Annotated in this window: 21 protein-coding genes; 8 read left to right on the top strand and 13 right to left on the bottom strand. The window is 63.8% G+C overall.

The genetic code is table 11. From position 1 onward, the window contains the following. Positions 1–44 precede the first annotated feature (44 nt). Both gloB and V1288_RS13275 read left to right on the top strand, forming a co-directional pair. Positions 45–812, top strand: coding sequence for a hydroxyacylglutathione hydrolase (gloB, locus tag V1288_RS13280; protein ID WP_334357458.1), 768 nt, complete (start codon positions 45–47; stop codon positions 810–812). Further along, on the top strand, positions 812–1243 hold the full coding sequence (locus V1288_RS13275; RefSeq protein WP_442893946.1) for a cupin domain-containing protein: 432 nt from the start codon (positions 812–814) through the stop codon (positions 1241–1243). Before gloB ends, V1288_RS13275 begins: the two co-directional genes overlap by 1 nt. Before the next feature lie 97 nt (positions 1244–1340). On the opposite strand, the gene ltrA is transcribed toward V1288_RS13275, so the two are convergent. The 4 genes from ltrA to V1288_RS13255 all read right to left on the bottom strand — a co-directional run bounded on the left by ltrA (position 1341) and on the right by V1288_RS13255 (position 6341). Next, positions 1341–2717, bottom strand: a complete 1377-nt coding sequence (ltrA, locus tag V1288_RS13270) for a group II intron reverse transcriptase/maturase (RefSeq protein ID WP_334355225.1) — start codon at positions 2715–2717, stop codon at positions 1341–1343. Positions 2718–3241: 524 nt separating this feature from the next. Next, entirely contained in the window at positions 3242–4108 is an 867-nt protein-coding gene (yddG, locus tag V1288_RS13265) for an aromatic amino acid exporter YddG (RefSeq protein ID WP_334357457.1), read from the bottom strand. Between the two features lie 103 nt (positions 4109–4211). After that, entirely contained in the window at positions 4212–4937 is a 726-nt protein-coding gene (gene phbB, locus V1288_RS13260) for an acetoacetyl-CoA reductase (protein WP_334357456.1), read from the bottom strand. Between the two features lie 225 nt (positions 4938–5162). After that, positions 5163–6341: an acetyl-CoA C-acetyltransferase gene (locus tag V1288_RS13255; protein ID WP_334357455.1), complete on the bottom strand. Its 1179-nt coding sequence runs from the start codon at positions 6339–6341 to the stop codon at positions 5163–5165. A gap of 316 nt (positions 6342–6657) precedes the next feature. Between V1288_RS13255 and phaR the strand changes: the two genes are divergently transcribed. After that, positions 6658–7257, top strand: a complete 600-nt coding sequence (gene phaR, locus V1288_RS13250; RefSeq protein WP_334357454.1) for a polyhydroxyalkanoate synthesis repressor PhaR — start codon at positions 6658–6660, stop codon at positions 7255–7257. Between the two features lie 168 nt (positions 7258–7425). Here the strand turns inward: phaR and V1288_RS13245 are convergent, their stop codons facing one another. After that, positions 7426–9117 (bottom strand): bifunctional diguanylate cyclase/phosphodiesterase, encoded by a 1692-nt coding sequence (locus tag V1288_RS13245; protein WP_334357453.1) that lies wholly within the window; start codon positions 9115–9117, stop codon positions 7426–7428. A 233-nt stretch (positions 9118–9350) separates the two neighbouring features. On the opposite strand from V1288_RS13245, the gene V1288_RS13240 reads away from it, so the two are divergent. Next, entirely contained in the window at positions 9351–9635 is a 285-nt protein-coding gene (locus V1288_RS13240) for a hypothetical protein (protein ID WP_334357452.1), read from the top strand. 125 nt (positions 9636–9760) lie between these two features. Here V1288_RS13240 and V1288_RS13235 read toward each other — a convergent pair whose 3' ends face one another. The 3 genes from V1288_RS13235 to mtgA all read right to left on the bottom strand — a co-directional run bounded on the left by V1288_RS13235 (position 9761) and on the right by mtgA (position 11657). Then, positions 9761–10513, bottom strand: coding sequence for a hypothetical protein (locus V1288_RS13235; RefSeq protein WP_334357451.1), 753 nt, complete (start codon positions 10511–10513; stop codon positions 9761–9763). 135 nt (positions 10514–10648) lie between these two features. Continuing rightward, positions 10649–10831: a 50S ribosomal protein L32 gene (rpmF, locus tag V1288_RS13230; RefSeq protein ID WP_028347701.1), complete on the bottom strand. Its 183-nt coding sequence runs from the start codon at positions 10829–10831 to the stop codon at positions 10649–10651. Between the two features lie 154 nt (positions 10832–10985). Then, positions 10986–11657 (bottom strand): monofunctional biosynthetic peptidoglycan transglycosylase, encoded by a 672-nt coding sequence (mtgA, locus tag V1288_RS13225; RefSeq protein ID WP_334361298.1) that lies wholly within the window; start codon positions 11655–11657, stop codon positions 10986–10988. A gap of 176 nt (positions 11658–11833) precedes the next feature. Here mtgA and V1288_RS13220 point away from each other — a divergent pair, with 176 nt between their 5' ends. Beyond that, positions 11834–12754 (top strand): polyprenyl synthetase family protein, encoded by a 921-nt coding sequence (locus V1288_RS13220; RefSeq protein WP_334357450.1) that lies wholly within the window; start codon positions 11834–11836, stop codon positions 12752–12754. A gap of 19 nt (positions 12755–12773) precedes the next feature. Further along, positions 12774–13454 (top strand): DUF1345 domain-containing protein, encoded by a 681-nt coding sequence (locus V1288_RS13215; RefSeq protein ID WP_334357449.1) that lies wholly within the window; start codon positions 12774–12776, stop codon positions 13452–13454. A 59-nt stretch (positions 13455–13513) separates the two neighbouring features. Here V1288_RS13215 and V1288_RS13210 read toward each other — a convergent pair whose 3' ends face one another. Further along, complete coding sequence (locus V1288_RS13210) at positions 13514–15292, bottom strand: caspase family protein (RefSeq protein ID WP_334357448.1); 1779 nt, start codon at positions 15290–15292, stop codon at positions 13514–13516. A 240-nt stretch (positions 15293–15532) separates the two neighbouring features. Beyond that, on the bottom strand, positions 15533–15961 hold the full coding sequence (locus V1288_RS13205; protein WP_334357447.1) for a GFA family protein: 429 nt from the start codon (positions 15959–15961) through the stop codon (positions 15533–15535). 100 nt (positions 15962–16061) lie between these two features. Here V1288_RS13205 and V1288_RS13200 point away from each other — a divergent pair, with 100 nt between their 5' ends. Then, positions 16062–16436: a nuclear transport factor 2 family protein gene (locus V1288_RS13200; RefSeq protein ID WP_334357446.1), complete on the top strand. Its 375-nt coding sequence runs from the start codon at positions 16062–16064 to the stop codon at positions 16434–16436. A gap of 212 nt (positions 16437–16648) precedes the next feature. Beyond that, positions 16649–18256, top strand: coding sequence for a Na+/H+ antiporter (locus V1288_RS13195; RefSeq protein ID WP_334357445.1), 1608 nt, complete (start codon positions 16649–16651; stop codon positions 18254–18256). A 152-nt stretch (positions 18257–18408) separates the two neighbouring features. Here V1288_RS13195 and V1288_RS13190 read toward each other — a convergent pair whose 3' ends face one another. The 3 genes from V1288_RS13190 to ispG all read right to left on the bottom strand — a co-directional run bounded on the left by V1288_RS13190 (position 18409) and on the right by ispG (position 22128). Then, positions 18409–19749, bottom strand: coding sequence for a Rieske 2Fe-2S domain-containing protein (locus tag V1288_RS13190; protein WP_334357444.1), 1341 nt, complete (start codon positions 19747–19749; stop codon positions 18409–18411). 69 nt (positions 19750–19818) lie between these two features. Further along, positions 19819–20712 (bottom strand): TauD/TfdA dioxygenase family protein, encoded by an 894-nt coding sequence (locus tag V1288_RS13185; protein WP_334357443.1) that lies wholly within the window; start codon positions 20710–20712, stop codon positions 19819–19821. A gap of 129 nt (positions 20713–20841) precedes the next feature. Beyond that, a complete protein-coding gene (gene ispG, locus V1288_RS13180; protein WP_334357442.1) occupies positions 20842–22128 on the bottom strand; it encodes a flavodoxin-dependent (E)-4-hydroxy-3-methylbut-2-enyl-diphosphate synthase in 1287 nt (428 codons plus the stop codon). Positions 22129–22228 lie beyond the last annotated feature (100 nt).

The raw sequence follows: 22228 nt of genomic DNA, 5'->3' as shown, positions 1-22228 counted from the left end.
TCTGGAGAAGTAATGGGGCTGAAAGCCTTACTCACGGAGCTGTCATGGCCGCGGACATTCGCACTTTCACCTGCCTCAACGACAATTTCGGCTATCTGATCCACGATCCCGCGACCAAAGCCACCGCATCGATCGACGCGCCGGAAGCCGGCCCGATCATCAAGGCGCTGGAGCGCGAGGGCTGGACGCTGACGGACATTCTCATCACCCATCACCATCACGACCATGTCGGCGGCGTCGCTGAACTAAAGCAGAAATATAATTGCCGGGTCGTTGCCCCCAATGACAAGTCCACCAGGATCGCCAATGTCGACCTGCGCGCGGCCCATGGCGACGTGATCAAGGTCGGCAGCCTGCTGGCGCGGGTGCTGGAAACGCCCGGCCATACGCTCGATCATATCTCCTACGTGTTCGATACCGATAAGGCGGTGTTTGCCGCCGACACGCTGTTCTCGATCGGCTGCGGCCGGGTGTTCGAGGGCACCTACCCGATGATGTGGGACTCGCTGTTGAAGCTGCGCGCGCTGCCGGACGATTTCAAACTCTATTGCGGCCATGAATATACCGCTTCCAACGTCAAGTTTGCGCTGACCGTCGATGGCGACAATCCCGCGCTGCAGGCGCGCGCGGAGGAAGTGACGCGGTTGCGTGCGGAGAACAAGCCGACGATCCCTGTCCTGCTCGGCGAGGAGAAGAAAGCCAACGTCTTCCTGCGTGCCGACGAGCCCTCGGTGGCAGCGAAGCTGCACATGAAGGGCGCGAGCGCCGACAAAGTGTTCGGCGAGCTGCGCGAACGCAAGAACAAGTCCTGATGGCGCTGCCGGAGGAAGCCGCCGCCATCATCGCACGGCTCGATCTCAAACCGCATCCGGAAGGCGGCTACTATCGCGAGACCTTTCGCGATGAACGCGTGGACGCCGATGGACGTTCACGATCGACTGCGATCTATTTCCTGCTGGCGCGTGGCGAGCGCTCGCACTGGCATCGCATCGATGCCGTCGAGACCTGGCACTATTACGCAGGCGCTGCACTGACGTTGCGAATCGCTGATGAGAGCGGCGGGCGCAGCGTCGCGCTCGGCGCCGACCTCGCCGCCGGTGAAGTCCCGCAAGCGGTCGTGCCCGCTCATGCGTGGCAGGCCGCCGAGAGCACGGGCGACTGGACGCTCGTCGGCTGCACGGTGGCGCCCGGGTTTGAGTTCGCAAATTTCGAGATGGCGCCGAAAGATTGGGTGCCGAAGTGATTTCGTAAGGTGGGCAAATCGGGATAGGGGGGAGCCTCTCGGCTCCTCCCCTCCCACACCACCGTACGTACGGGTCCGTATACGGCGGTTCGGTGGATTATGCATGTCGTAGTTCTGTGATGGAAGTCAGGCCGAGTGAACCGAAGAAAGCAATTGGCATTGCAGTGGTGAGCGCGGGGCTGCTTGCGAGCCGCCAAGGGCCACGCGGGCTTCCGGCGGTTCGCGCCGCCAGGTCCCGGCCGACGCCGCAGCGTCGCAGCTCGGCAAAGCGAGCAGGTCCACACTTCCATTGCTTCCAGGCGATGGCGCGCAACCGCCGCCTGATCCATTCCTCAAGCGCGCGCAACACCGACGGGGTTTGGCAGAAGCCGAAGTAACCCCGCCACCCGATGAGGTAGACCGACAGCTCCTTGACGATCTGCGCAAGGCTTCGTCCACGCGTGCGCCGCGTCAGCTCCCGAATTCTCGCCTTGAAGCGGGCGATGGCCTGCGGCGCAACGCGCCGTCGCGGCTTTCGTCCACTCGTGTAGCTGAAGCCCAGGAACTTGCGAACGCTCGGTTTGGCAACCGCACTCTTGGCTTTGTTGACCTTGAGCTTGAGGCGCTTCTCGATGAACCGCTCGATCCCGGCCAGCACCCGCTCGCCCGCCTTCTGACTGCGCACATAGATGTTGCAATCGTCGGCGTAGCGCACGAAGCGATGGCCGCGTTTCTCCAGTTCCTTGTCCAGCACATCCAGCATCAGGTTCGACAACAGCGGCGAGAGCGGCCCACCCTGCGGCGTGCCTTCCTCCGTCGGGCTGACAAGGCCTCCTTCCATCGCACCCGCGGTCAGAAAGCCGCGGATCAGCTTCAGGATGCGTTTGTCGGCAACCCGCTTGGCAACAAGCCCCATCAGGATATCGTGGTTGACCCGGTCGAAGAACTTCTCCAGGTCGATGTCCACGACGATGGCGTGTCCGGACGCAATATACGTCTGCGCCCGCTCTACCGCCTGATGCGCCGAGCGCTTCGGCCGGAAGCCGAAGCTCGTCTCGGAGAACGTTCCGTCCCAGTCGGCTTGCAGCACCTGCATCACCGCCTGCTGGATAAAGCGGTCGAGCACCGTCGGAATGCCGAGCAGCCGCATGCCACCCGACGGCTTCGGTATCTCGACGCGCCACACCGGCTGCGGCTTGTAGATGCCTTCAAGCAACTGGACCCGAACCGTAGGCCAGTGCTCCTTCAGGTAGGCCGACAAGTCATCGACATTCATACCGTCAATGCCTGCCGTACCTTTGTTGCGCTTCACTCGCGCCAACGCTTTCTTCAGGTTCTCACGCTCAACCACGTCTTCCATCGACGGTCCCGCAACCGCCGGGCGTTCGGGACAGGCTCTCGCCGGGCGCGCTTCGGGCTCTCGGGCGGCGGCGCTTCGGGCTTCACCCTCCGCTCCGGTGCCCAAGTTCAGCTCGACCTGGTTCTTCTGCCGCATGGCTCGCACGAGATCGCCGCTCTACTAACCGCTTCCACCGTTCAGGCCTTCGGCGGCGCGCTGCCGCCTACTACGCCCTCTGCTGACTTCTGCGCTGCGGTCAGGCCGCCTTGCGGCGGCCTCAGTCCCAAAGCTGGGACGCAGCGCAGACCTCCCGAGGTAAGACCGACCGCCTTCACCGCACGCCCGCCGGATCTACCACCCCGACCTTTGATGACCATGGACTTCGCGATTGGCTGCTCGCTCGTCCGGCCGGGCAGGCCTCGTTATCCGGTGTTTGTCCATCGGGCCGCGGCTTTGCTCCACGCTTTCTTCAGACCCCACCTCGCGGTGACGCCCTTGCGCTTCGCTAGTCCTTCGCCGTCATCAGGCTAGACAGAGGACTTCCACCTCCAAGCTGTCGTTCATACTCGGCACACAGCCACCGGGTCGCGCGATGGCGCGCCCGATGACAGGCTCCGCGTGCCCACCATTACCTCCGGAGTGCAGATGGTGGGCACGGCGCAAGAGCGCCTTTGCCCACCCTACTTTTTCCACACCATATCCTTTGCCGCGATCAGGCCGCCGCCGGCGATCAGGATTGCGGCGATGGCGATCGTGGCGGTCGGCTGCGCAAAGCCGGCCAGTATCAGAAACAATGTCGACAGCAATGGCGTCGCGTAGGACGCGGCGCCGACCACACGGATATCGCCGCGCTTCATGCCGATGTCCCATACGAAGAACGCGGCCCCCACGGGGCCAACGCCGAGCGCAACGATCGCCAGCCACTGCCCGGCCGTCTCCGGCCACACTGTGGTCTCGACCATGCCGTGGACGAGCGCGGCCAGCAGCGCGGTCGCAAGACAAAAGCCGGCCACCGCGTCGGTCGGCACCGCCTTGAGCTTGCGCGACATCACCGAATAGGCGGCCCACACGAAGGCGGCGACGAAGGCTGCGGCCAGCCCTGGGATCTGGCCCGGTGCGAAGGCGCCGGTGTTGCCGACGAACAGCAGCACCGTTCCAACGAGCCCGAGCAACGCACCGACGATGTGATGCGGCGCCAGCCGCTCGCCCGGCAAAAGCGAGGAGAACAGCACGATCAGGAGCGGCCAGAGATAGTTCAACAGGCCGGCTTCGGCCGGCGGCGCAAAGCGCAGCGCGAGGAAATACAGCGCGTGATAACCAAACAATCCGCCAACGCCGACCACCCAGGCGACCGGCGGCTGTCTCAATGCGCCGAAGGCGGAGGGCCGGAACAAAAAGCTCGCAAAGGCGACCAGCGCGCCGATCGCAAACGTCATCGCGGCGAGCTGGAACGCGGGAATTTTCCCGGTAGCAACTGTCAACACTGACAATAGCGACCACATCAGGATCGCGGTCAGTCCGATCAGTGTGGCGGTGCGGGGAGTCATATAGTCCGTCATTGCGAGCGAAGCGAAGCAATCCACCTTTCTTGCCTGTATAGCTAAGATGGATTGCTTCGTCGCTATCGCTCCTCGCAAGGACGAGACGCCATCACACCATGTACTGGCCGCCGTTGATCGTCATGGTCGAGCCGGTGATGCCGCCGGCCTCATCGGCGGCGAGGAACACCACGGCGCGGGCGATTTCCTCGGGCTCGCCGAGCCGGTTGACCGGGATCAGCGGCAGAATGCTCTTCTCGAGCACCTCCTTCGGCACCGCCTGCACCATCTCGGTATTGATGTAGCCGGGGCAGATCGCGTTCACGGTGACGCCGCCCTTGGCGTTCTCCAGCGCCAAGGCCTTGGTAAAGCCGATGTCGCCGGCCTTGGCCGCGGAATAGTTGACCTGGCCGAACTGCCCCTTCTGGCCGTTGATCGAGGAGATGTTGATGATGCGGCCGAACTTGCGGGCGCGCATGCCCTCGATCACCGGGCGCGTCATGTTGAACAGCGAGCCGAGATTGGTGTTGATGACCGCGTTCCACTGGTCGAGCGTCATCTTGTGGAAGGCGCCGTCCTTGGTAATGCCGGCATTGTTGACGAGCACGTCAACCGGACCGAGGTCGCCCTCGACCTTCTTGATGCCTTCGGCGCACGCGTCGAACGAGCTGACGTCCCATTTGTAGACGGGGATGCCGGTCTCGGATTTGAACTTCTCGGCGGCGGCGTCATTACCGGCGTAGCTTGCCGCCACCTTGTAACCGGCGGCCTTCAGCGCCTTGCTGATCGCAGCGCCGATGCCTCGCGTACCCCCCGTAACCAATGCAACACGTGCCATGTCGTAGTCCTCCTTGGTAATCTTCCTGGTACGCCGGAATTGTCCCGGTCTTTTGACGAAACTCAATCTTCAGGCTTTGAAGCGTTCTCGTTTTCAAGCGCCCTCGAAAACGCTTGCGTAAGATGAAAATGCCCGGCGCGAGACCGGGCATTTCATCTTTTACCAATTCGAGTGGCGGTTACGAGATGATCTTTTCATCATTCAACCCGTCACTCTGCCTTTAGTTCAGTCGCGTGCGAGGCACATCGCGATGCCCATGCCGCCGCCGATGCATAGCGTGGCGAGGCCCTTCTTGGCGTCGCGCTTCTGCATCTCGTGCAACAGCGTCACCAGCACGCGCGCGCCCGACGCACCGATCGGGTGACCGATCGCGATCGCACCGCCGTTGACGTTGACTTTGCCGGTATCCCAGCCGAGGTCCTTGTTGACCGCGCAGGCCTGCGCCGCGAACGCCTCGTTGGCCTCGATCAGGTCGAGGTCGCCGACGCTCCAGCCGGCCCGCTTCAGGGCGGCGCGCGAGGCAGGGATCGGACCGGAGCCCATGATCTTGGGATCGACGCCGGCCTGGCCCCACGACACGATGCGGGCGAGCGGCTTCTTGCCCTGCTTGGCCGCTTCCTTGGCGGTCATCAGCACGACGGCGGCAGCGCCGTCATTGATGCCTGACGCGCTGCCGGCGGTCACGGTGCCGTCCTTCTCGAAGGCCGGCTTCAGCTTGGCCATCGACTCCAGCGTCGCGCCGTGGCGGGGATATTCGTCGGTGTCGACCACCACGTCGCCCTTGCGGGTCTTGATGGTGACGGCGACGATCTCGTCCTTGAACTTGCCGGCCTTCTGCGCCGCCTCGGCCTTCTGCTGCGAATTGACGGCGAACTCGTCCTGCTGGGAGCGGGTGATCTGCCACTGCTTGGCGACGTTCTCGGCGGTGTTGCCCATGTGATAGCCGTTGAAGGCATCCCACAGTCCGTCCTTGATCATGGTGTCGACCAGCTCGAGGCCACCCATCTTGACGCCGCCGCGCAGGTATTGCGCATGCGGAGCCATGCTCATCGATTCCTGGCCGCCGGCGACGACGACAGACGAATCGCCGTTGAGCAGCGCCTGATAGCCGAGCGCGACCGAGCGCAGGCCCGAGCCGCAGAGCTGGTTGACGCCCCAGGCCGGGCTCTCCACCGGAATACCGGCATTGATCGAGGCCTGGCGGGCCGGGTTCTGGCCCTGCGCCGCGGTCAGGATCTGGCCCATGATGACCTCGGAGACCTGGCCCGGCTCGACACCCGCCCGCTCCAGCGCGGCCTTGATGGCGATGGCGCCGAGGTCATGGGCCGGGGTCGTGGCGAACGCGCCGTTGAAGCTGCCGACCGGGGTGCGGGCGGCGCTGACGATGACGACATCGTCTGACATGGACATCTCCTTATGGGGTTTCTTGGGCTTGGGTTTCTTTGACGGCGGGCGGGCCGGATGGCGTGCCTGTCTCTCACCTTATCCTGTTAACCCCATTGAGCCATGTCAATCGGCCAAGGCCCAAATTCCTGCCGCGGCGCATTCAAATTGATCCCCGTGAGGGTTTCCATAGCAGCGTCCATGCCTTGGAATTAACCGTGCCGCACAAAACGGTAGCCGAACCGCATTGAAAATGCTTACTTTGCTGCGTTGCGTTGCTCGTCTGCCCGTCGGCGATGCCGTCGGGTTCCCGCTCTCGGTGTCGATGTGTGAGCTTATGGCAAAGTCAGACCAACCTACGACCATCAAGAAATACGCCAACCGGCGGCTCTATAATACCGGCACCAGCACCTATGTGACGCTCGAGGATCTCGCGGCAATGGTGAAGGAAGGCGAGGATTTTCTCGTCTATGACGCCAAGACCGGTGACGACATCACCCGCCAGGTGCTGGCGCAGATCATCTTCGAGCAGGAAAACAAGGCCGGACAGAATCTGTTGCCGACAACATTCCTGCGGCAGTTGATCCGCTTCTACGGCGACAGCATGCAGATGGTGGTGCCGAAATATCTGGAGCAGTCGATCGACACGCTGACGCGCGAGCAGGAAAAATTCCGCAAGCAGCTCACCAACACGTTCAGCGGAACGCCGTTCGCACCACTGGAAGAACATGTCCGCCGCAACATGGAATTGTTTCAGCAGACGTTCTCGATGTTCAAGCCGTTCGTGCCGCCGCGCCCCGGCGCGAGCACGACCGAGCCGGACAAGGTGCCGGAGCCGGCGGCTGACGAAGACAATATCGACGACCTTCGCCGCCAGATGAAAGACATGCAGGAACGCCTCGAGCGCATGTCGAAAGAGCCGAAGAAGGAAGAGTGAGAGGGTTCACTCCCTCGTCGTCCCCGCGAACGCGGGACCCATAACCACCGACATTTGTTGTAGCTGACGATCTCTACGTCCATCGCCTCACCGATAGGCCGCGGCGTATGGGTCCCCGCGTTCGCGGGGACGACGGAGAGATTTTTCAGTACGAGGAGATAGCCTAGTCTAGCCAGCCGCCGGCAGCGCCGCATCACCCCCTGTGCTCCACGGCCGCTCCGGCGAGGCCAGCCCGATCAGGCGGCCCTGGATGTAATCGCAGCCCCATTCGCGCAGCATCACGGCGGCTTCTTCGTCCTGCACCCATTCCGCCACCGTCTTGATCTGCAGGCGGTTGGCCAGATCGATCAGCGTGTGCACGAAGGCGCGATCATCCGCGGAGCGCGCGATGTTCTGCACGAAGGCGCCGTCGATCTTCACGATATCGACGCCGAGCTTGCGCAAGTTCCGGAATGAAGTGTAGCCGGCGCCGAAATCGTCGATCGCGATCTGACTGCCGAAATTCTTCAACCGGGCCACGAAGCCGCGGACATCGTCGATATCCTGGATCGCAACCGTCTCGGTGATTTCGACAATCAGCCGTTCGCCAGCGCCGGGATGGGCAAGCATCAGCGATTCGATTCCGGCCCACCAATCCGGATCCATCGTGGTGTCGGGCGAGATGTTGAGGCTGAGCCGGACGTTCGGCGACGCCGCAAGTTCGGCGACCGCGAGTTCGAGCACGCGGTGATCGACCAACCGGATCAGGCCCAATCGCTCGGCGACCGGAACGATATCGGGCGCCAGCAGCGCCTGCCCGTCCGCCTGCTCCATCCGCACCAGGCATTCGTAGAATGCCGGCTGCCGCGAGCGCGCTTCGACCACCGGCTCGAACGCCGTGACGATGCGGCGCTCGTTCAGCGCGGTGACGATTTCGTCGGTGACGCGGATGTTGACGCGGCGCTGGGCATCGCGTTCGACATTCGGACGCCACAGCGCAAACGACCCCGCGCGGCGGCGCTTCGCGTCGTCAAGTGTTTCATGGGCGCGGTTGACGGCCTCATCCGCGCTGCGGGCGTGGCGCGGTATCGTGACGGCGCCGATCGAGGCCGTCACCGAGACGGGGCCGGACTTGGTCGGGATCACCTCGTCGCGGATACCTGCCAGGAAGCGCTCGGCCGCGGTGTTGGTGTCGTCGACCGAGCAGTTCCTCAAGACCAACCCGAACTTGTTGCCGGAGAACCGGCCGAGCACGTCGCCGCCGCGCAGCTTGGCGCGAATGCGTTTTCCGACTTCGGCGATCACGGCGTCCGCTACGTCGAAGCCGAAGGCGTCGTTGACGCGCGCCAAATGATCAATGCCGATCAGCATGAAGGCGCAGGACGATCGGAACCGCATGGCTTCCTCGATCGCCTCGGCCAATGCGGCGATGAGATGCGTGCGATTGAGTTCACCGGTCAGCGGATCGTGCCTCGACAGCCGCATGAGCTGTTCGTCGCGGGCGCGGCGCTCATTGTTGACGCGGACGATGCCTTGCGCGCGCGCCGGCTTGCCGTCGGGCCCTGCAAACCAGCAACCGGTCTCCTCGATCCAGATCACAGGCGCGGCGGTCGAGGCCCGCACGCCATATTCGATCCGGTAGGCGACGCCTTCGCCGCCCCGCGCCGGCGCCGATTGAGCGAGCGCCTCGTTGCGGATCGAAGGGGAGGGCTCGATCAGCCGGGCGAACCCGGCGCCGCTGGCCAGCGCCGCCGCCGGAATGTCGGTAAAGACCGCTCCGGCATTGTCGCTCCAGGCGATGGTGTCGGCCGCCAGGTCCCAGACGAACGCAGCCTGCCCGAGCGAGGCTAGGATGCTGGCGGCTGGCGGGACAGGGGGCATCGGGTCGCCTCAATTCGGGACACCACCGGGTGATTCCCAACATCCTGAGGATAGTGGGTCTTTCGAATCGCAGGCTAGGCAAAGTTCATAAATAATCCGGAAACCACGTTTCACCGACTTCCCGGGCCCGGCAGGAACGAATCGAAAGGGAGCGGCATAGGCCTTGCGAGGTCAGATCGCAGGTGGGGCGTAACGTCCCAAAACGTGACAGTTTAGCCGGGTTACGGTGTGCGATGCTGGATATCGATCGATCAGACGAAATTTCGGACGGCGAGTTCGTCAACCTCGACGAGCCGGCCTGCGTCGAACTGGTGCCGGTGACCCAGTCCGTGCGCTGGTCGCCGAGACGGGCGCCGCGGCCCGATCCGACCTTCGTCGCGCAGTTGATTGCGACCGCCGACCAGGCGCCGCAAACCCGTGGCCTGAGGCGGGGTTCGCCGGCAGATGCGCAGACGGCCTATGGCGCCAGCCAGATCCGGCGTTGCGACACCGGCTTCCGGACGCGGCAAACCATCTAGAGCGTTTTCCAGCGAAGTGGAGACCGGTTCGCGTCAAGAAACGCGTCAAATCAAAAATCTAGAGCTCCGTTCCGATTCCATCGGAACGGAACAGGCTCTAGAGCCTGGCTCGAAAACGCGATGGATCAGCGCTGAGGCGTGTCCGGCTTATCCGGCGATGGCGGAAAGCCTGGGCCCGGCTGCAGTCCCGGTGACGGGACTTCTGGTGACGGAACTTCCGGCGAAGCGACATCCGGTGAATGGACTTCGGGTGCCGGCGTTTTCGGCGAGGTCGCCTCCGGCGCGACAGCGGGCTGCACCGGTGTCGGCTCGGGCTGATCCTTCAACACCGATTCGGCAACAGCGGCTGCCGGGGGAACTGATAGCGCAGCAGGCGCAGATGCGGCTGCCGGCGCGGGCTCGATTTGAGGCTTGGCCGCCGGGGCCTCGACCTTTTCGGCGGCTTTTGGCGGAGGCGCAGGTGTAGGTGTAGGTGTAGGTGTAGGTGTAGGTGCAGGTGCCGCTGCCACCGCTCGTCGCCGCGTTCGCAATGCGAGGCCGGAGAGGAAATCCACCAGCGACAGCGCCGTCATCAGGAAATAGGTCGACGTGCCGAATTTCGGCCACAGCACGAATTCGGCCGCCGCCGCGCCGAACACGATCAGCGACAGCAGATGGTCGGTGAGATATTTCGCGCCGGGACGCGCGCCCTTGATCACTTCGGCGAGCAACAGCAGGATGGCGAGCGCAAGCAGCACGTCGCTCAGCGTCACCGTCCATTCCGCCCCTGACATCAACGTCAGCTTCACCAACGGATCGGTGAACGACACGTCGGGCATCAGGAAGACGATGATGTTGTAGATCGCGAGCGGAATCAGAAGCAGCGGAAAACCGACCATGGGTATCGCGCCTTCCCAGGAATACCGGAATGTCCCCGGACAAAGCATCGCTTCGCCCTCTGGAACCGTTGGCCTACTCGTTGGCCAAATTCGGGCAGACGCCGCTGGAAACGGCGCCTTGTCCCCCGAACCCGATCAGGATTCCTTCTTTTTCAGCACCTGCCGGCCCTTGTACATGCCGGTCTTCAGGTCGAGGTGGTGCGGACGGCGCAGTTCGCCGGAATCCTTGTCCTCGGCATAGGTCGGCTTCTTCAGGGCGTCCGCCGAACGGCGCATGCCACGCCGCGAGGGCGATGTTTTTCTTCTGGGAACGGCCATAACGGTCCTCTAGGGGTGTTGTCGGAGGCATCGTCCGCAACCGGACGAGCCCAGCGCGTCGCGCACGGGCTGCGATGCCGATAAGGCCGCGCTTATAGAGGATGGGATGGCGTAAAGCTAGGCCAGCTTGCGTTAAAAACGGCCGAAAATTAGCTCAGAAAACACGATTTTCACTCCAACATCGGGGCACGGCGTTGGCCCGTGCCATATAGGTCCCCGCCAGGCGGCGCACCCCGGGGCCGGGGTTCCGGGCGCTGCGCCTGACCGGATTGGGCAGGATCGCCGCCAGCAGAGCGGCCTCGCGCGCGGAAAGTGTCGCGGCCGGACGGCCAAATGCGTACATTGATCCGGCCTCGGCCCCAAATTGCCCGGACGGGCCGAGTTCGGCGATGTTGAGGTAGATTTCCAGGATCCGCTGCTTGGGCAGCACCAGATCGATCCACATCGCCAGCGGCAATTCCAGCGCCTTGCGGACCACGCTGCGGCCGGGCCACAGGAACAGGTTCTTGGCGACCTGCTGGGTAATCGTCGAGCCGCCGCGGGCGGGCTCGCCGTCCTCGGCATCGTCGATCGCATCCTGCAGCGCGCCCCAATCGACCCCGCGATGGCTGCAGAATCTGGCATCTTCGGAGCCCACCACCGAGCGCGGCAGTGAGGGCGAAATCGCTTTGAAATCGACCCATTGCCGGGACACCGGCGCGCCCTCGAGCCAGCGCCAGGCCATCAGCGCCGATACCGGATGGCCCGTTCGATAGAACGGCGTCACCAGATAGGGCAGCAACAGCACCGCAAGCAGGATCAGCAGCAAAATTCGGACAATGCGCAAATTGGACGCTTCCGGTTCAGCCCAGGCCGGCCCGGGGCCGATGAATTGGCCCCAATCACGTGACATCTCCATGATATTTCGTGCGTTTTCCAGCGCTTTTGTGACCGGGGTCATGGAATTGACGAAGCCGTTGCCATCAACGATTGTCCGGCCAAATTGATCTGGAGCTATTCTTAATGACGACCGCCACAGCCGATTTTACCAAACGCCTGGACCAGACCGCGGAGGACACCGAAGCCCTGCTGGCGAAGCTGCTGTCCGATACGCTGTTGCCCGACGAGATCACCCGGCCGAAGCGGCTGATGGAGGCGATGCGCTATTCCAGCCTCGGCGGCGGAAAGCGGCTGCGGCCCTTTCTGGTGGCCGAAAGTTCGGCGGTGTTCGGTGTTCCGCGCGAGGCGGCGCTACTGGTCGGCGCGGCGCTGGAATGCATCCATTGCTATTCGCTGATCCATGACGATTTGCCGGCGATGGACAACAGCGACCTGCGCCGCGGCCGGCCCACGCTGCACAAGAAGACCGACGACGCCACCGCGATCCTCGCCGGCGACGGTCTGTTGACGCTGGCGTTCGACATTGTCACCCGCGACGAGATCCACGAGGACGCCACGGTACGCCTGCTCCTGACGCGAGCGCTGGCGCGCGCCTCCGGCATCGGCGGCATGGTCGGCGGCCAGATCCTGGACCTCGCCGGGGAGGGGCGGTTCGGCGACCGCGAACCGGTCGACGTGGCGCGGCTGCAGCAGATGAAGACCGGCGCGCTGTTGCGCTATGGCTGTATCGCCGGCGCGATCCTCGGCCAGTCCACTCCGAGCGAGTATCAGGCGCTCGACGATTACGGCCGCGCGCTCGGCGAGGCCTTCCAGATCGCCGACGATCTGCTCGACGTCGAGGGCGACGCGGCGGCGCTCGGCAAGCAGACCGGGCAGGATGCGGCGCTCGGGAAGACCACCTTCGTCACCCAGCTCGGTATCGACGGCGCCAAGCAGCGCGTGCGCGATCTCTTGGCGCGGGCGGATTCGGCGCTGTCGATCTTCGGGACAAAGGGCAACGTATTGCGGGCAGCCGCGCACTTCGTCGCGGAGCGCAAGAACTAACGCAAACCAAAGGCGAGAGATGAACAAGGAATTCGAACAACACCTTGTTCGCTTCCGTAACTTGCCGTTGCCGGTCCGCGTCGTGTACGCGAGACCGCGGACCTTCATCGCGATCGCGATCGGCATCGTCGCGTTCCTGCTGCTGCCTGATGCGCTGCGGCTGGTGACACGGCTCGTTGTCGGCTGGGATGTCTTCGCCGCACTGTATCTCGTGCTCGCCTACAGCATGATGCTGCGCTGTGACGTCGGCCATATAAGGCGCAGCGCGGTTTTGCAGGACGATGGGCGTTTCGTGATGCTGCTGGTCACCGCGCTCGGCGCCTTTGCGAGCCTTGCCGCGATCGTGTTCGAGCTTGGCGCCTCGAAGGGCAACCCGGCCGGGCTGATCCTGGCCACGGTGACGATCGTACTGTCATGGACGGTGGTTCATACCGCCTTCTCGCTGCACTACGCGCACGAGTTTTATCGCGGCAGCGAGCCAGGCGGCCTGCAGTTTCCAAGCGGCGACACGCAGGTCGAGGCGGATTATTGGGACTTCGTCTACTTCTCGTTCGTGATCGGGATGACCGCGCAGGTCTCCGACGTCGGCATCACCGACAGGATCATCCGCCGCACCGCGACCGTGCACGGCATCATCTCGTTCGTGTTCAACACGGCCTTGCTGGCGCTGATGGTGAATATCGCCGCGAGCGCGATTTGAAAAGCAATTGGTGCCGCTGTCGCGGCACCAATGTGGGCTTGATCTGATGCCGGCCGCGGTTACGGGCACACGCCCGACATGATGGCCTGGTAGCCAGTGCAGCCCTGCTGGCGTTCGAGGCCGGTGAGCGGGCGGCCATTGGCCCCAATGCTCGGATCCCGTCCCTGATAACGTCCGGCGGTAGCCTGCCTGGCCTGCGGCGCCCGATACGGCCTCGCTTCCGGCGCCTGCCGCGGTTCGGGCTTCTCGCGCGTGGCGACCGGCTTCCTGGCGCGACGCTTCTCGCATTCATTGCCGTCGTTGAGGAACGAGCCCTCAGCGCAGGTGATCTTGGTGCACTGCTCACCCTCGGCCTTGAAGCCATGTTCGCAGACCAGCGGGCACACCCGTGACGACTTCAGCTTGATCGTATCGAGCGTATCGACGCTGGCGACCTTGGTATCGAGCTTGGTCCCGGCGTAGCGGTTGAACAGCGTCAGCGATCGCTGCGAGGCGCTGTTCCAGTTGCCATCGGCGTTGCCGGTCAGGCAGCCGACGCGGCGCAACTCCGCCTGCACCGATTTGGTGACGTCGGCCTGCGGCGGCCCCGCGGCGAGGGCAGCCACGTTCACCGCCTTGTCCTTGTCAGCGGGCGCCGGAGCGGACGCCTTGTCGGCGGCAGCGCTTTCGGCAGCGACGCGCTTCTGTTCGGCCGCGGCCGCCTGTTCCTGCGCCAGTTGCTTGGCCTTTTCGGCCGCGATGCGCGCCTGCTCGGCAGCCTTGGCTTCGGCCTCGGCCTTGGCCTGCTGTGACTTCTGGGCGCCCTCGGCGGCGAGCCGCGCCCGCTCCTGTTGGGCCAGCCGCGCTTTTTCAGTCGCCGCGACGCGTGTTTCCTCGGCGGCGATCTTGTCGAGCTGAAGCTTGGCAAGGCTGGCATAGAAGCCATCGGGATATTGCGCGAGGAAGGCGTTGAGCGCGCTCTTGTTGCCGACCTGCAGCGCGAGTTCGTAATCGCGGCGAGCCTCCGCCTGCGCGCTCTGGGCCGGCGTCGGAGCGGCCGCCGCCGCGGGCGCCTGACGCGGCGCCGGTACCAGCGGCACGTCGTCACCGCCGAGCGAACCATACACAAAGGGTTCCTGCCGGTTGTTGGTGGTCTTGAGCACCTCGTCACGGACAAAGCCGAAGGCGCGGCGCACGTCGAGCCCGGGCTTCGTCAAATGGTGCGACAGCGCCGCCGTAAACGGGCTGTTCTTGCCGTCACCATCGGCCGCGGTGGACCCGGCCTTGGCCGAATAGGCGATCAGGACGTTCGGGCTGGTCGGTTCGACCTTGGCCAGTCCCTGCCCGATCGCGCGCGAAGCGACCGTGCGCTTCATGGTCCGGGAGAACGGATTGTCGCGGCAGGCGTCGAGAATCACCAACCGCAGCTTCTTGGCCGGCTCGATCGCGATCAGAATGCGGTCGAGCGAGAGGCCCTCGTCGTAGATATCGGTGTCGCGTTCCAGCCGCGCATCGACGGGAATCAGGTAGTTCGCGCCGTCCACCTCGATGCCGTGGCCGGCATAATAGACCACCGCGATATCGGCATCGCGGGCGCGGTCGGCGAAGTCGCGCAACGCGCGACGGGTTTCGGCTGCGGCCATGTCTCGGCGGGAATCGACGACGTCGAAGCCGGCGTCTTTCAGCGTCGCCGCGATCCTGGCGCTGTCGTTAGCCGGATTGGCCAGCGGGGCGACATTTTGGTAGTTGGAATTGCCGAGCACCAGCGCCACGCGCTTCTCGGCAAAAGCCGGCCCGCTCACCAGCAGGAAGGCGGCGGCTGCAAGGGCCCATCGGCACAATTTTAGCGATCCAGACATCATTGTGACTCCTCCGGAGCCTCGTACTTTTTTACCACTCCGGCCTGCCTATCAGAAGCCACAGCCCGGCTTTGTGAGTTAAGTCACGAACCACGCCAACGTGAATCGCGCCCTCGCTATATCCTTAGTCGGGCGAGCGCCCCGTCGGTTCGGCCGTGGCCGATCACCTTTTCCGCCGGGTTCCCGCCCCGATATAAACCTCCGGCGACGAGCATGTATTCCCGGAGCAGCGTGAGCCGCTCAACGCGGCACGACATGCTCCCGGTATTGCGGCAGGTCGTCCGTGATCGCAAACCACGATGCCTTGGACCCGACAAAAATGTGAGCCGTCGGGCGGATCGAGGGATCATCGACCAGCGTGCCCATGGCGACATGGACGAAAGCGCCTTCACGCACCACCGAATAGAGCAACGAGCCGCATTTCCGGCAATGCGCGTCGTGGCCGGCCTCGTCGCCATAGATCATGAGATCGTCCTCGCCCTTGGTGACGCTGAATTTGTCGCGCGCGATGCCGGCGAACGGCTTGAACGCCGCACCGGTGGTGCGCCGGCAATTCGAGCAATGGCAGTTCAAGGCGTAGCCGAATTCGTCAGCCACGGCATAGCTGACCGCGCGGCAAAAGCATTCTCCGGCAAGAATGCGAGCATTCGATTTTGCTGAACCCGCCACCTACAACTCCTCGCAACCGTGATCAAGTCAGCCTAGCGCAACGAAGAGGTTCGTGGCTTAATTCAGCTCGAACAAATTTCTTTTTGCCGGGAGGACAGCCGTGAGCCCTGACCGATCGTCCGTCGAAGCCGTGGTCAAGAACTATTTCGATGGCCTGTATGAAGGCGATGCCGAGAAGCTCGGCGCGATCTTCGACCCCACTGCCGATCTGCGTTGGCTTGAAAAAGGCGAGTTGCAGGTGCTCACCGTGCCGGACTGGCTCGATCGCGTGCGCAAGCGCCCCTCGGCCAAGGCTGAAGGCAAGCCGCGCGAGGATTTCATCGTCACCATCGACCGCTCCGACGATCAGACCGCCTTCATCAAGGTGCGCTGCCAGTTGCCGCCGCGCTATTTCACCGACTATCTGGTGGCGATGAAACTGCGCGACGGCTGGAAGATCGTCTCGAAATCCTACCGCTACGACCTGCGCGAGTAATATCCACTCGGGCTTGGGCACCCGTCGGCGTCCCGTCCTCTTCCGCCAGCCGCCGCAAGGTCTTCGCTGGTACGGGGAAACGATCGGGGCGGGTTCTGATGCATGCGTCACAAATCTGTCAGGGACGGCCTGAACCCGCTTCGCCCTTCGCCCGTGAGCACGCGCGCCTTGCGCATTGACCTTGCGGTTTTTCCCTGCGAATGGGGGCGATCATGGAAGCCAAATTTCAGATCTTCTTGATCCTGCTCGCCGTGCTGGCAGGGACAGCGCTGCTGGCGCGGCGGATCAACGTCGCGCCGGCCATCCTGCTGCTGCTCGCCGGCATCACGCTCGCCTTCGTGCCCGGCATGCCGACGGTGGAATTGCCGCCCGAGCTGGTGCTGCTCGTATTCCTGCCGCCGCTGATCTATTCGGCGAGCGTCGCCATGAGCTGGCGCGAATTCAAATCCAATCTCCGTCCGATCATCCTGCTGTCGGTCGGCTGCGTGATCTTCACTGCCTTCGCGGTCGCGACCGCGACGCATTATCTGATCGGGCTGCCCTGGGGTGTCGGCTTCCTGCTGGGGGCGATCGTCGCGCCGCCGGACGTGGTGGCGCCGCTGGCGATTGCGCGCAAGCTCGGCATGCCGCGCCGCATCCTCGTCGTGCTCGAGGGCGAGGGGCTGGCCAACGACGCCACCGCGCTGATCCTCTATCGATTCGCCGTGGCGGCGATTTCGACCGGGCTGTTCTCGCTGCCGAAGGCCACCGGCACCTTCGCCGTCATCGTGTTCGGCGAAATCCTGTTCGGTGTGGCGATCGGCTGGCTCTCCTTGCGCGGACGGCACCGCGCGCGGGATCCGCAGGTCGAGATCACGCTGTCGCTGATCACCCCGTACCTCGCCTTCTGGATCCCCGAACATCTCGGCGGCTCCGGCGTGATCGCAACGGTCGCCTGCGGGCTCTACATTAGCTGGAACGGACCGCTTTTGATTTCATCGGCGACGCGCCTGCAGGGCATCTTCTTCTGGGACCTCGTGATCTATCTGGTCGAAGGCTTGCTGTTCCTGCTGACGGGATTCCAGATGCGGCTGCTGTTCGAGAAATCGAAGGCGTTTCCGCTGCAGGAAATCCTGTTCGCCACCGCGCTGGTCGCCATCATCGTCGTCGTCGCGCGCTTTGCCTGGGTGTATCCCGCAACCTATCTGCCGCGTCTGATCAGCAGACGAATCCGTGAACGTGATCCGCCGCCATCCTGGCAGACCGTGTTCGTGGTGGCCTTCACCGGCGTGCGCGGCGCGGTGTCGCTCGCAGCGGCCCTGGCGTTGCCATTGGCACTGCCCGGCGGTGAGGGCTTTCCCCACCGCGACATGATCCTGTTCGTCGCCTTCGGCGTCATCTTCATCACCCTGGTGGGATTGGGGCTTGGATTGCCGGCGGTGGTGCGATGGCTCGGGGTCGCCAGAGACGGCCGCAGCGAGCATGTCGCGGAACATCAGGCCGAGATCGCGGCCCGGCGCGAGGCGCTTGATGCCGCGCTCAAGTCGCTCGACGCCATCACCGACGACCGCGAACTCTCCGATGAAGTCGTGAAGCTGCTCAGGGCACGGCATGAAATCCGCGCCAACCAGCTACCCAATTCGCTTGACCCCGGCGCGCACGACATCACGGCAGCCGGCACCGCACTGACGCGGGAATTGATCGCGGCGGAACGGAAATTCATCCACGTCCTGCTCCGCAATGGCAAGATCACCGACGAAACCAGGCGGCGGATCGAACGCGACCTCGATCTGGAGGAAGCGAGCCTGAGCAATCGGGAGTATCGGAAGATAACGTTGTAGCTCCGTCGTCCTGGGCAAGTGAAGCGCGACCCGGGACCCATACGCCGCGGCGGTAATTGTCCGGCACGTCGGTCGACGGTTTTCTTCCACAACGCAAGCCTGTGGTTATGGGTCCCCGCGTTCCGCGGGGACGACTCGCCGAGAGAGCGCAGCTACTCCGCCGCCGCGTTCCTGCCGGGACGGCCGACATAGCCGGCCGCGTCGCCGAACCGCTCGATCATAACGGTTGTGAGGTCCTTGGCCTTGCTGGTGACGCAGGCGCCGGAGCGCACCGCATAACGATCCTGATGCTTGAGATGCGGCGGCGCCTCGCCCTGCTGCAGCGCGCGTGCTGCATCCATAACCAGCTTGCGGAAATGCATGATGCCGAGATCGGTCGGGCCGAGATGTTCGCGGGTGCGGTCGGCGATCGGGCCCTGGCTGTCCTGCACGGCGGCGTCCTGTTCGGACACGCCCCTGATGCCGGTGTAGCTCTTGGTCTTCTGCAGCTTGCGATCGATCAGGTAATCGTTCGACTTGTTGCGCAGTGGAATATAGTTCTCGTCGACCTCCGACATCACGCCATTGCCGCGATCGTAACCATCGCGCTCGGCCTCCGTCAGCGGACGTTCCGGATTCCACGCATAGGTGTAGATCCAGCAACTGGTATCCGTCACCGGAACGAAGGTCTGCCCGAAAATATTCTCGCCGGGCATCGAGCTTGGCGCATAGGCATGCACCGGCATCAGAAACTGGGCGATACGCCAGTAGATATTGTCGGAGCCGGTCAACCGCCCGCCCGCGACCGTCAGGCCGGCCTCGTGCGGCCTGATCTTGATGACGGGGCGCGGGTCTTCCGCGATCCATCGCATGTGATCGGTCGCGACCCGCGTCAATGGATTCACAAAGTGCTTCTTGATGTCGAGGATTTCGTTCTCTTCCTTCTCGAACGACAGATGCGCGAAGGTGAAATGCGCGGTGTCGATCGAGCCTTCCAGCGCCTGCACCCAATTGCAGTCCTGCCACTTCTTCGAGACGTAGCGGTGGGACGGCGGCACCAGCGCCATTTCCAGATCGGGCAATTCGGGCGCCTGATTGGCCGGGCCCATATAGGTCCAGACCATGTCGCCCCATTCGCGCACCGGATAGGACTTGATGCGGATCAGGTCTTTTGCGTTGAGATCGGGATAGGATGTCGGCATGTCGATGCAGCGGCCGTCGGTATCGAACTTCCAGCCGTGATAGACGCAGCGGATACCGCATTCCTCGTTGCGGCCGAGCCAGAGATTGGCGCCGCGATGCGGGCAATATTGATCGATGACGCCGACCACGCCGCGGGTATCGCGGAAGGCGAGCAGCTCCTCGCCCATCACGACGATCTTCTTTGGCGTGCCGTCGGGCTCGGGCAACTCTTCCGACAGCAGCACCGGAATCCAGAAGCGGCGCAGCAATTCTCCCATGCCGGTACCTGCACCGCTTTCGGTGAGGAATTTGTTGTCTTCAGCGCGGAGCATGGGGCGACCTCCGATTGTTATTGCTTTTGGCCAGGCTTGGCGCAGGAGGCGCGAGACGTCAACGCGTCTCTACACCGGCCGCTCGCCCTTCACGGTGACGCGCGTCCCCGATCTTGTGTGCGGCCAGTAGTCCCACATCGCGCGGTGCTGGGCGCAGCGGTTGTCCCAGAACGCGATGGCGTTTTCCGTCCAGCGGAAGCGGCACTGAAACAGCGGGTTTTCTGCGTGCTGGTAGAGATAGGCCAGCATGGCGTCGCTCTCGTCGCGGGGAATGCCGACGATATAGCGGGTGAAGCCGCGGTTGACGTAGAGCGCTTTCTTGCCGGTGACCGGATGCGTGCGCACCACCGGATGCTCGGCGCGCGGATATTCCACCCGGTCGGCGACGCCGTAATTGGCGTAGAGCCCGCGATAGGTCTGCTCGCCGTCGTGCAGCGCGGTCAGCCCGTCGAGATAGGCCTTCATCCGGTCCGACAGCGCCTCATAGGCCGCATACATGTTGGCGAACAGCGTGTCGCCGCCGCTTGGCGGGCATTGCTTGATATAGAGGATCGACCCCATCGGCGGCTCGACGTCGCAGGACACGTCGGTGTGCCAGCCCTCGCCATTGGCGCGTGGCGAATCCTTGTCGGCATAGATCTTCATCAGCGCCGGGTCGCCCTCGTTGGGCGCCGCCGGATGCACATGCAATTCGCCGAACTTGCGGCCGAAGGCGAGATGCTGGTCGGGGCTGATGTGCTGGTCGCGAAAGAAGATCACGAGGTTTTCGGCGAGCGCGCGGTGGATCTCGCCCATCTGGCGATTGGAGCGCGAGTCATCCGAGACGAGCTTGCCGATATCGACGCCGGAGATTTCCGCACCGATGATGGGGGTGAGTTTCTCGACGGCGATAGTCTCGTAGGGTTCGGCGTCGCCGGCGGCGTGGCGATAGCGCGGACCTTGCTTGCCGGACAGCGAAGACATCTGCGATTCTCCCAATCTTTTTGATTGGGACACATCGTAGCCCGGATAGAGCGAAGCGCAATCCGGGATCGGTCTATCAGCTTTCGAGAAGTGTCCCGGATTTCGCTAACGCTGCATCCGGGCTACGCTCTACTCTGCCGCCGTCGTCTCCGGCGCCTTGGCACCGCTGCCATAGCGTTGGTCGATATAATCGATCACCAGCGCCTTGAAGTCGGCGGCGATCGTGGGCCCGCGCAGGGTACGGAACTTCTTGCCGTCGACGAACACGGGCGCTGCCGGCGCCTCGCCGGTGCCGGGCAGGGAGATGCCGATATTGGCGTGCTTGGATTCGCCGGGGCCGTTGACGATGCAGCCCATGACGGCAACGTTGAGGGTTTCAACGCCGGGATATTGCGTCTTCCAGCCCGGCATTTCCTCGCGGATGAAATCCTGGATCGAGCGTGCCAGTTCCTGGAACGTGGTCGAGGTGGTGCGGCCGCAACCCGGGCAGGCCGCAACCAGCGGCACGAAGGTGCGGAAGCCCATGGTCTGCAGCAACTCCTGCGCGACCTGCACTTCCAGCGTACGGTCGCCGCCGGGTTCGGGGGTGAGCGAAATGCGAATGGTATCGCCGATGCCGTCCTGTAGCAGGATGCCGAGCGCGGCCGACGAGGCCACAATGCCCTTCGATCCCATGCCGGCTTCGGTGAGGCCGAGGTGGATCGCGTAGTCCGAACGTGAGGCGAGGGTCTGATAGACCGCGATCAGGTCCTGCACGGCAGAAACCTTTGCCGACAGGATCATGCGGTTCTTGGGCACGCCGAGCTCTTGCGCCCGCGCCGCCGACAGCAAGGCCGACTGCACCATGGCTTCGCGCGTCACCGCGCGTGCGTCGCGCGGGTTGGCTGACGCCGTGTTCTCGTCCATCAGCTTGGTCAGCAGCTCCTGATCAAGCGAACCCCAGTTGGCGCCGATGCGGACCGGCTTGTTGTTCCTGTTGGCGATCTCGATGATGTCGGCGAATTGCGTGTCGCGCTTGTTCTTGAAGCCGACATTGCCGGGATTGATGCGGTATTTGTCGAGCGCCTCGGCGCAGGCCGGATATTCGGCGAGCAGCTTGTGGCCGATATAATGGAAATCGCCGATCAGCGGCGTGGTGATGCCGCGCTTGCGCAGGCCGTCGCGGATGTGCGGAACGGCGGCGGCGGCTTCCTCGCGATCGACGGTGATGCGCACCATTTCCGATCCGGCGCGCGACAGCGCCGCGACCTGCGCGATCGTGCCATCGACATCGGCGGTGTCGGTATTGGTCATCGACTGGACGACGATCGGCGCCCCCCCGCCGACGGCAACATTGCCGACCATGACCTGGGTGGTTTGATGCCGGGCCTTCGGGCCGGCGACGTCGTCTTGCGGAATTATTTCGGGCTTGTTCATGGGGCCTCGAATATCAGGTTTTGGTGACATTCACCAAGGGGGTGGCGAACGGTCTGTGCGCCTCGTCACGCTTCGGATTTTTTATTGCACATTCAATAGC

The sequence above is a fragment of the Bradyrhizobium sp. AZCC 2176 genome, assembly GCF_036924645.1.
GTDB lineage: Bacteria > Pseudomonadota > Alphaproteobacteria > Rhizobiales > Xanthobacteraceae > Bradyrhizobium.
Note: the sequence above shows the minus strand (reverse complement) of the source record. Positions and strands in the feature narration are given on the sequence as shown.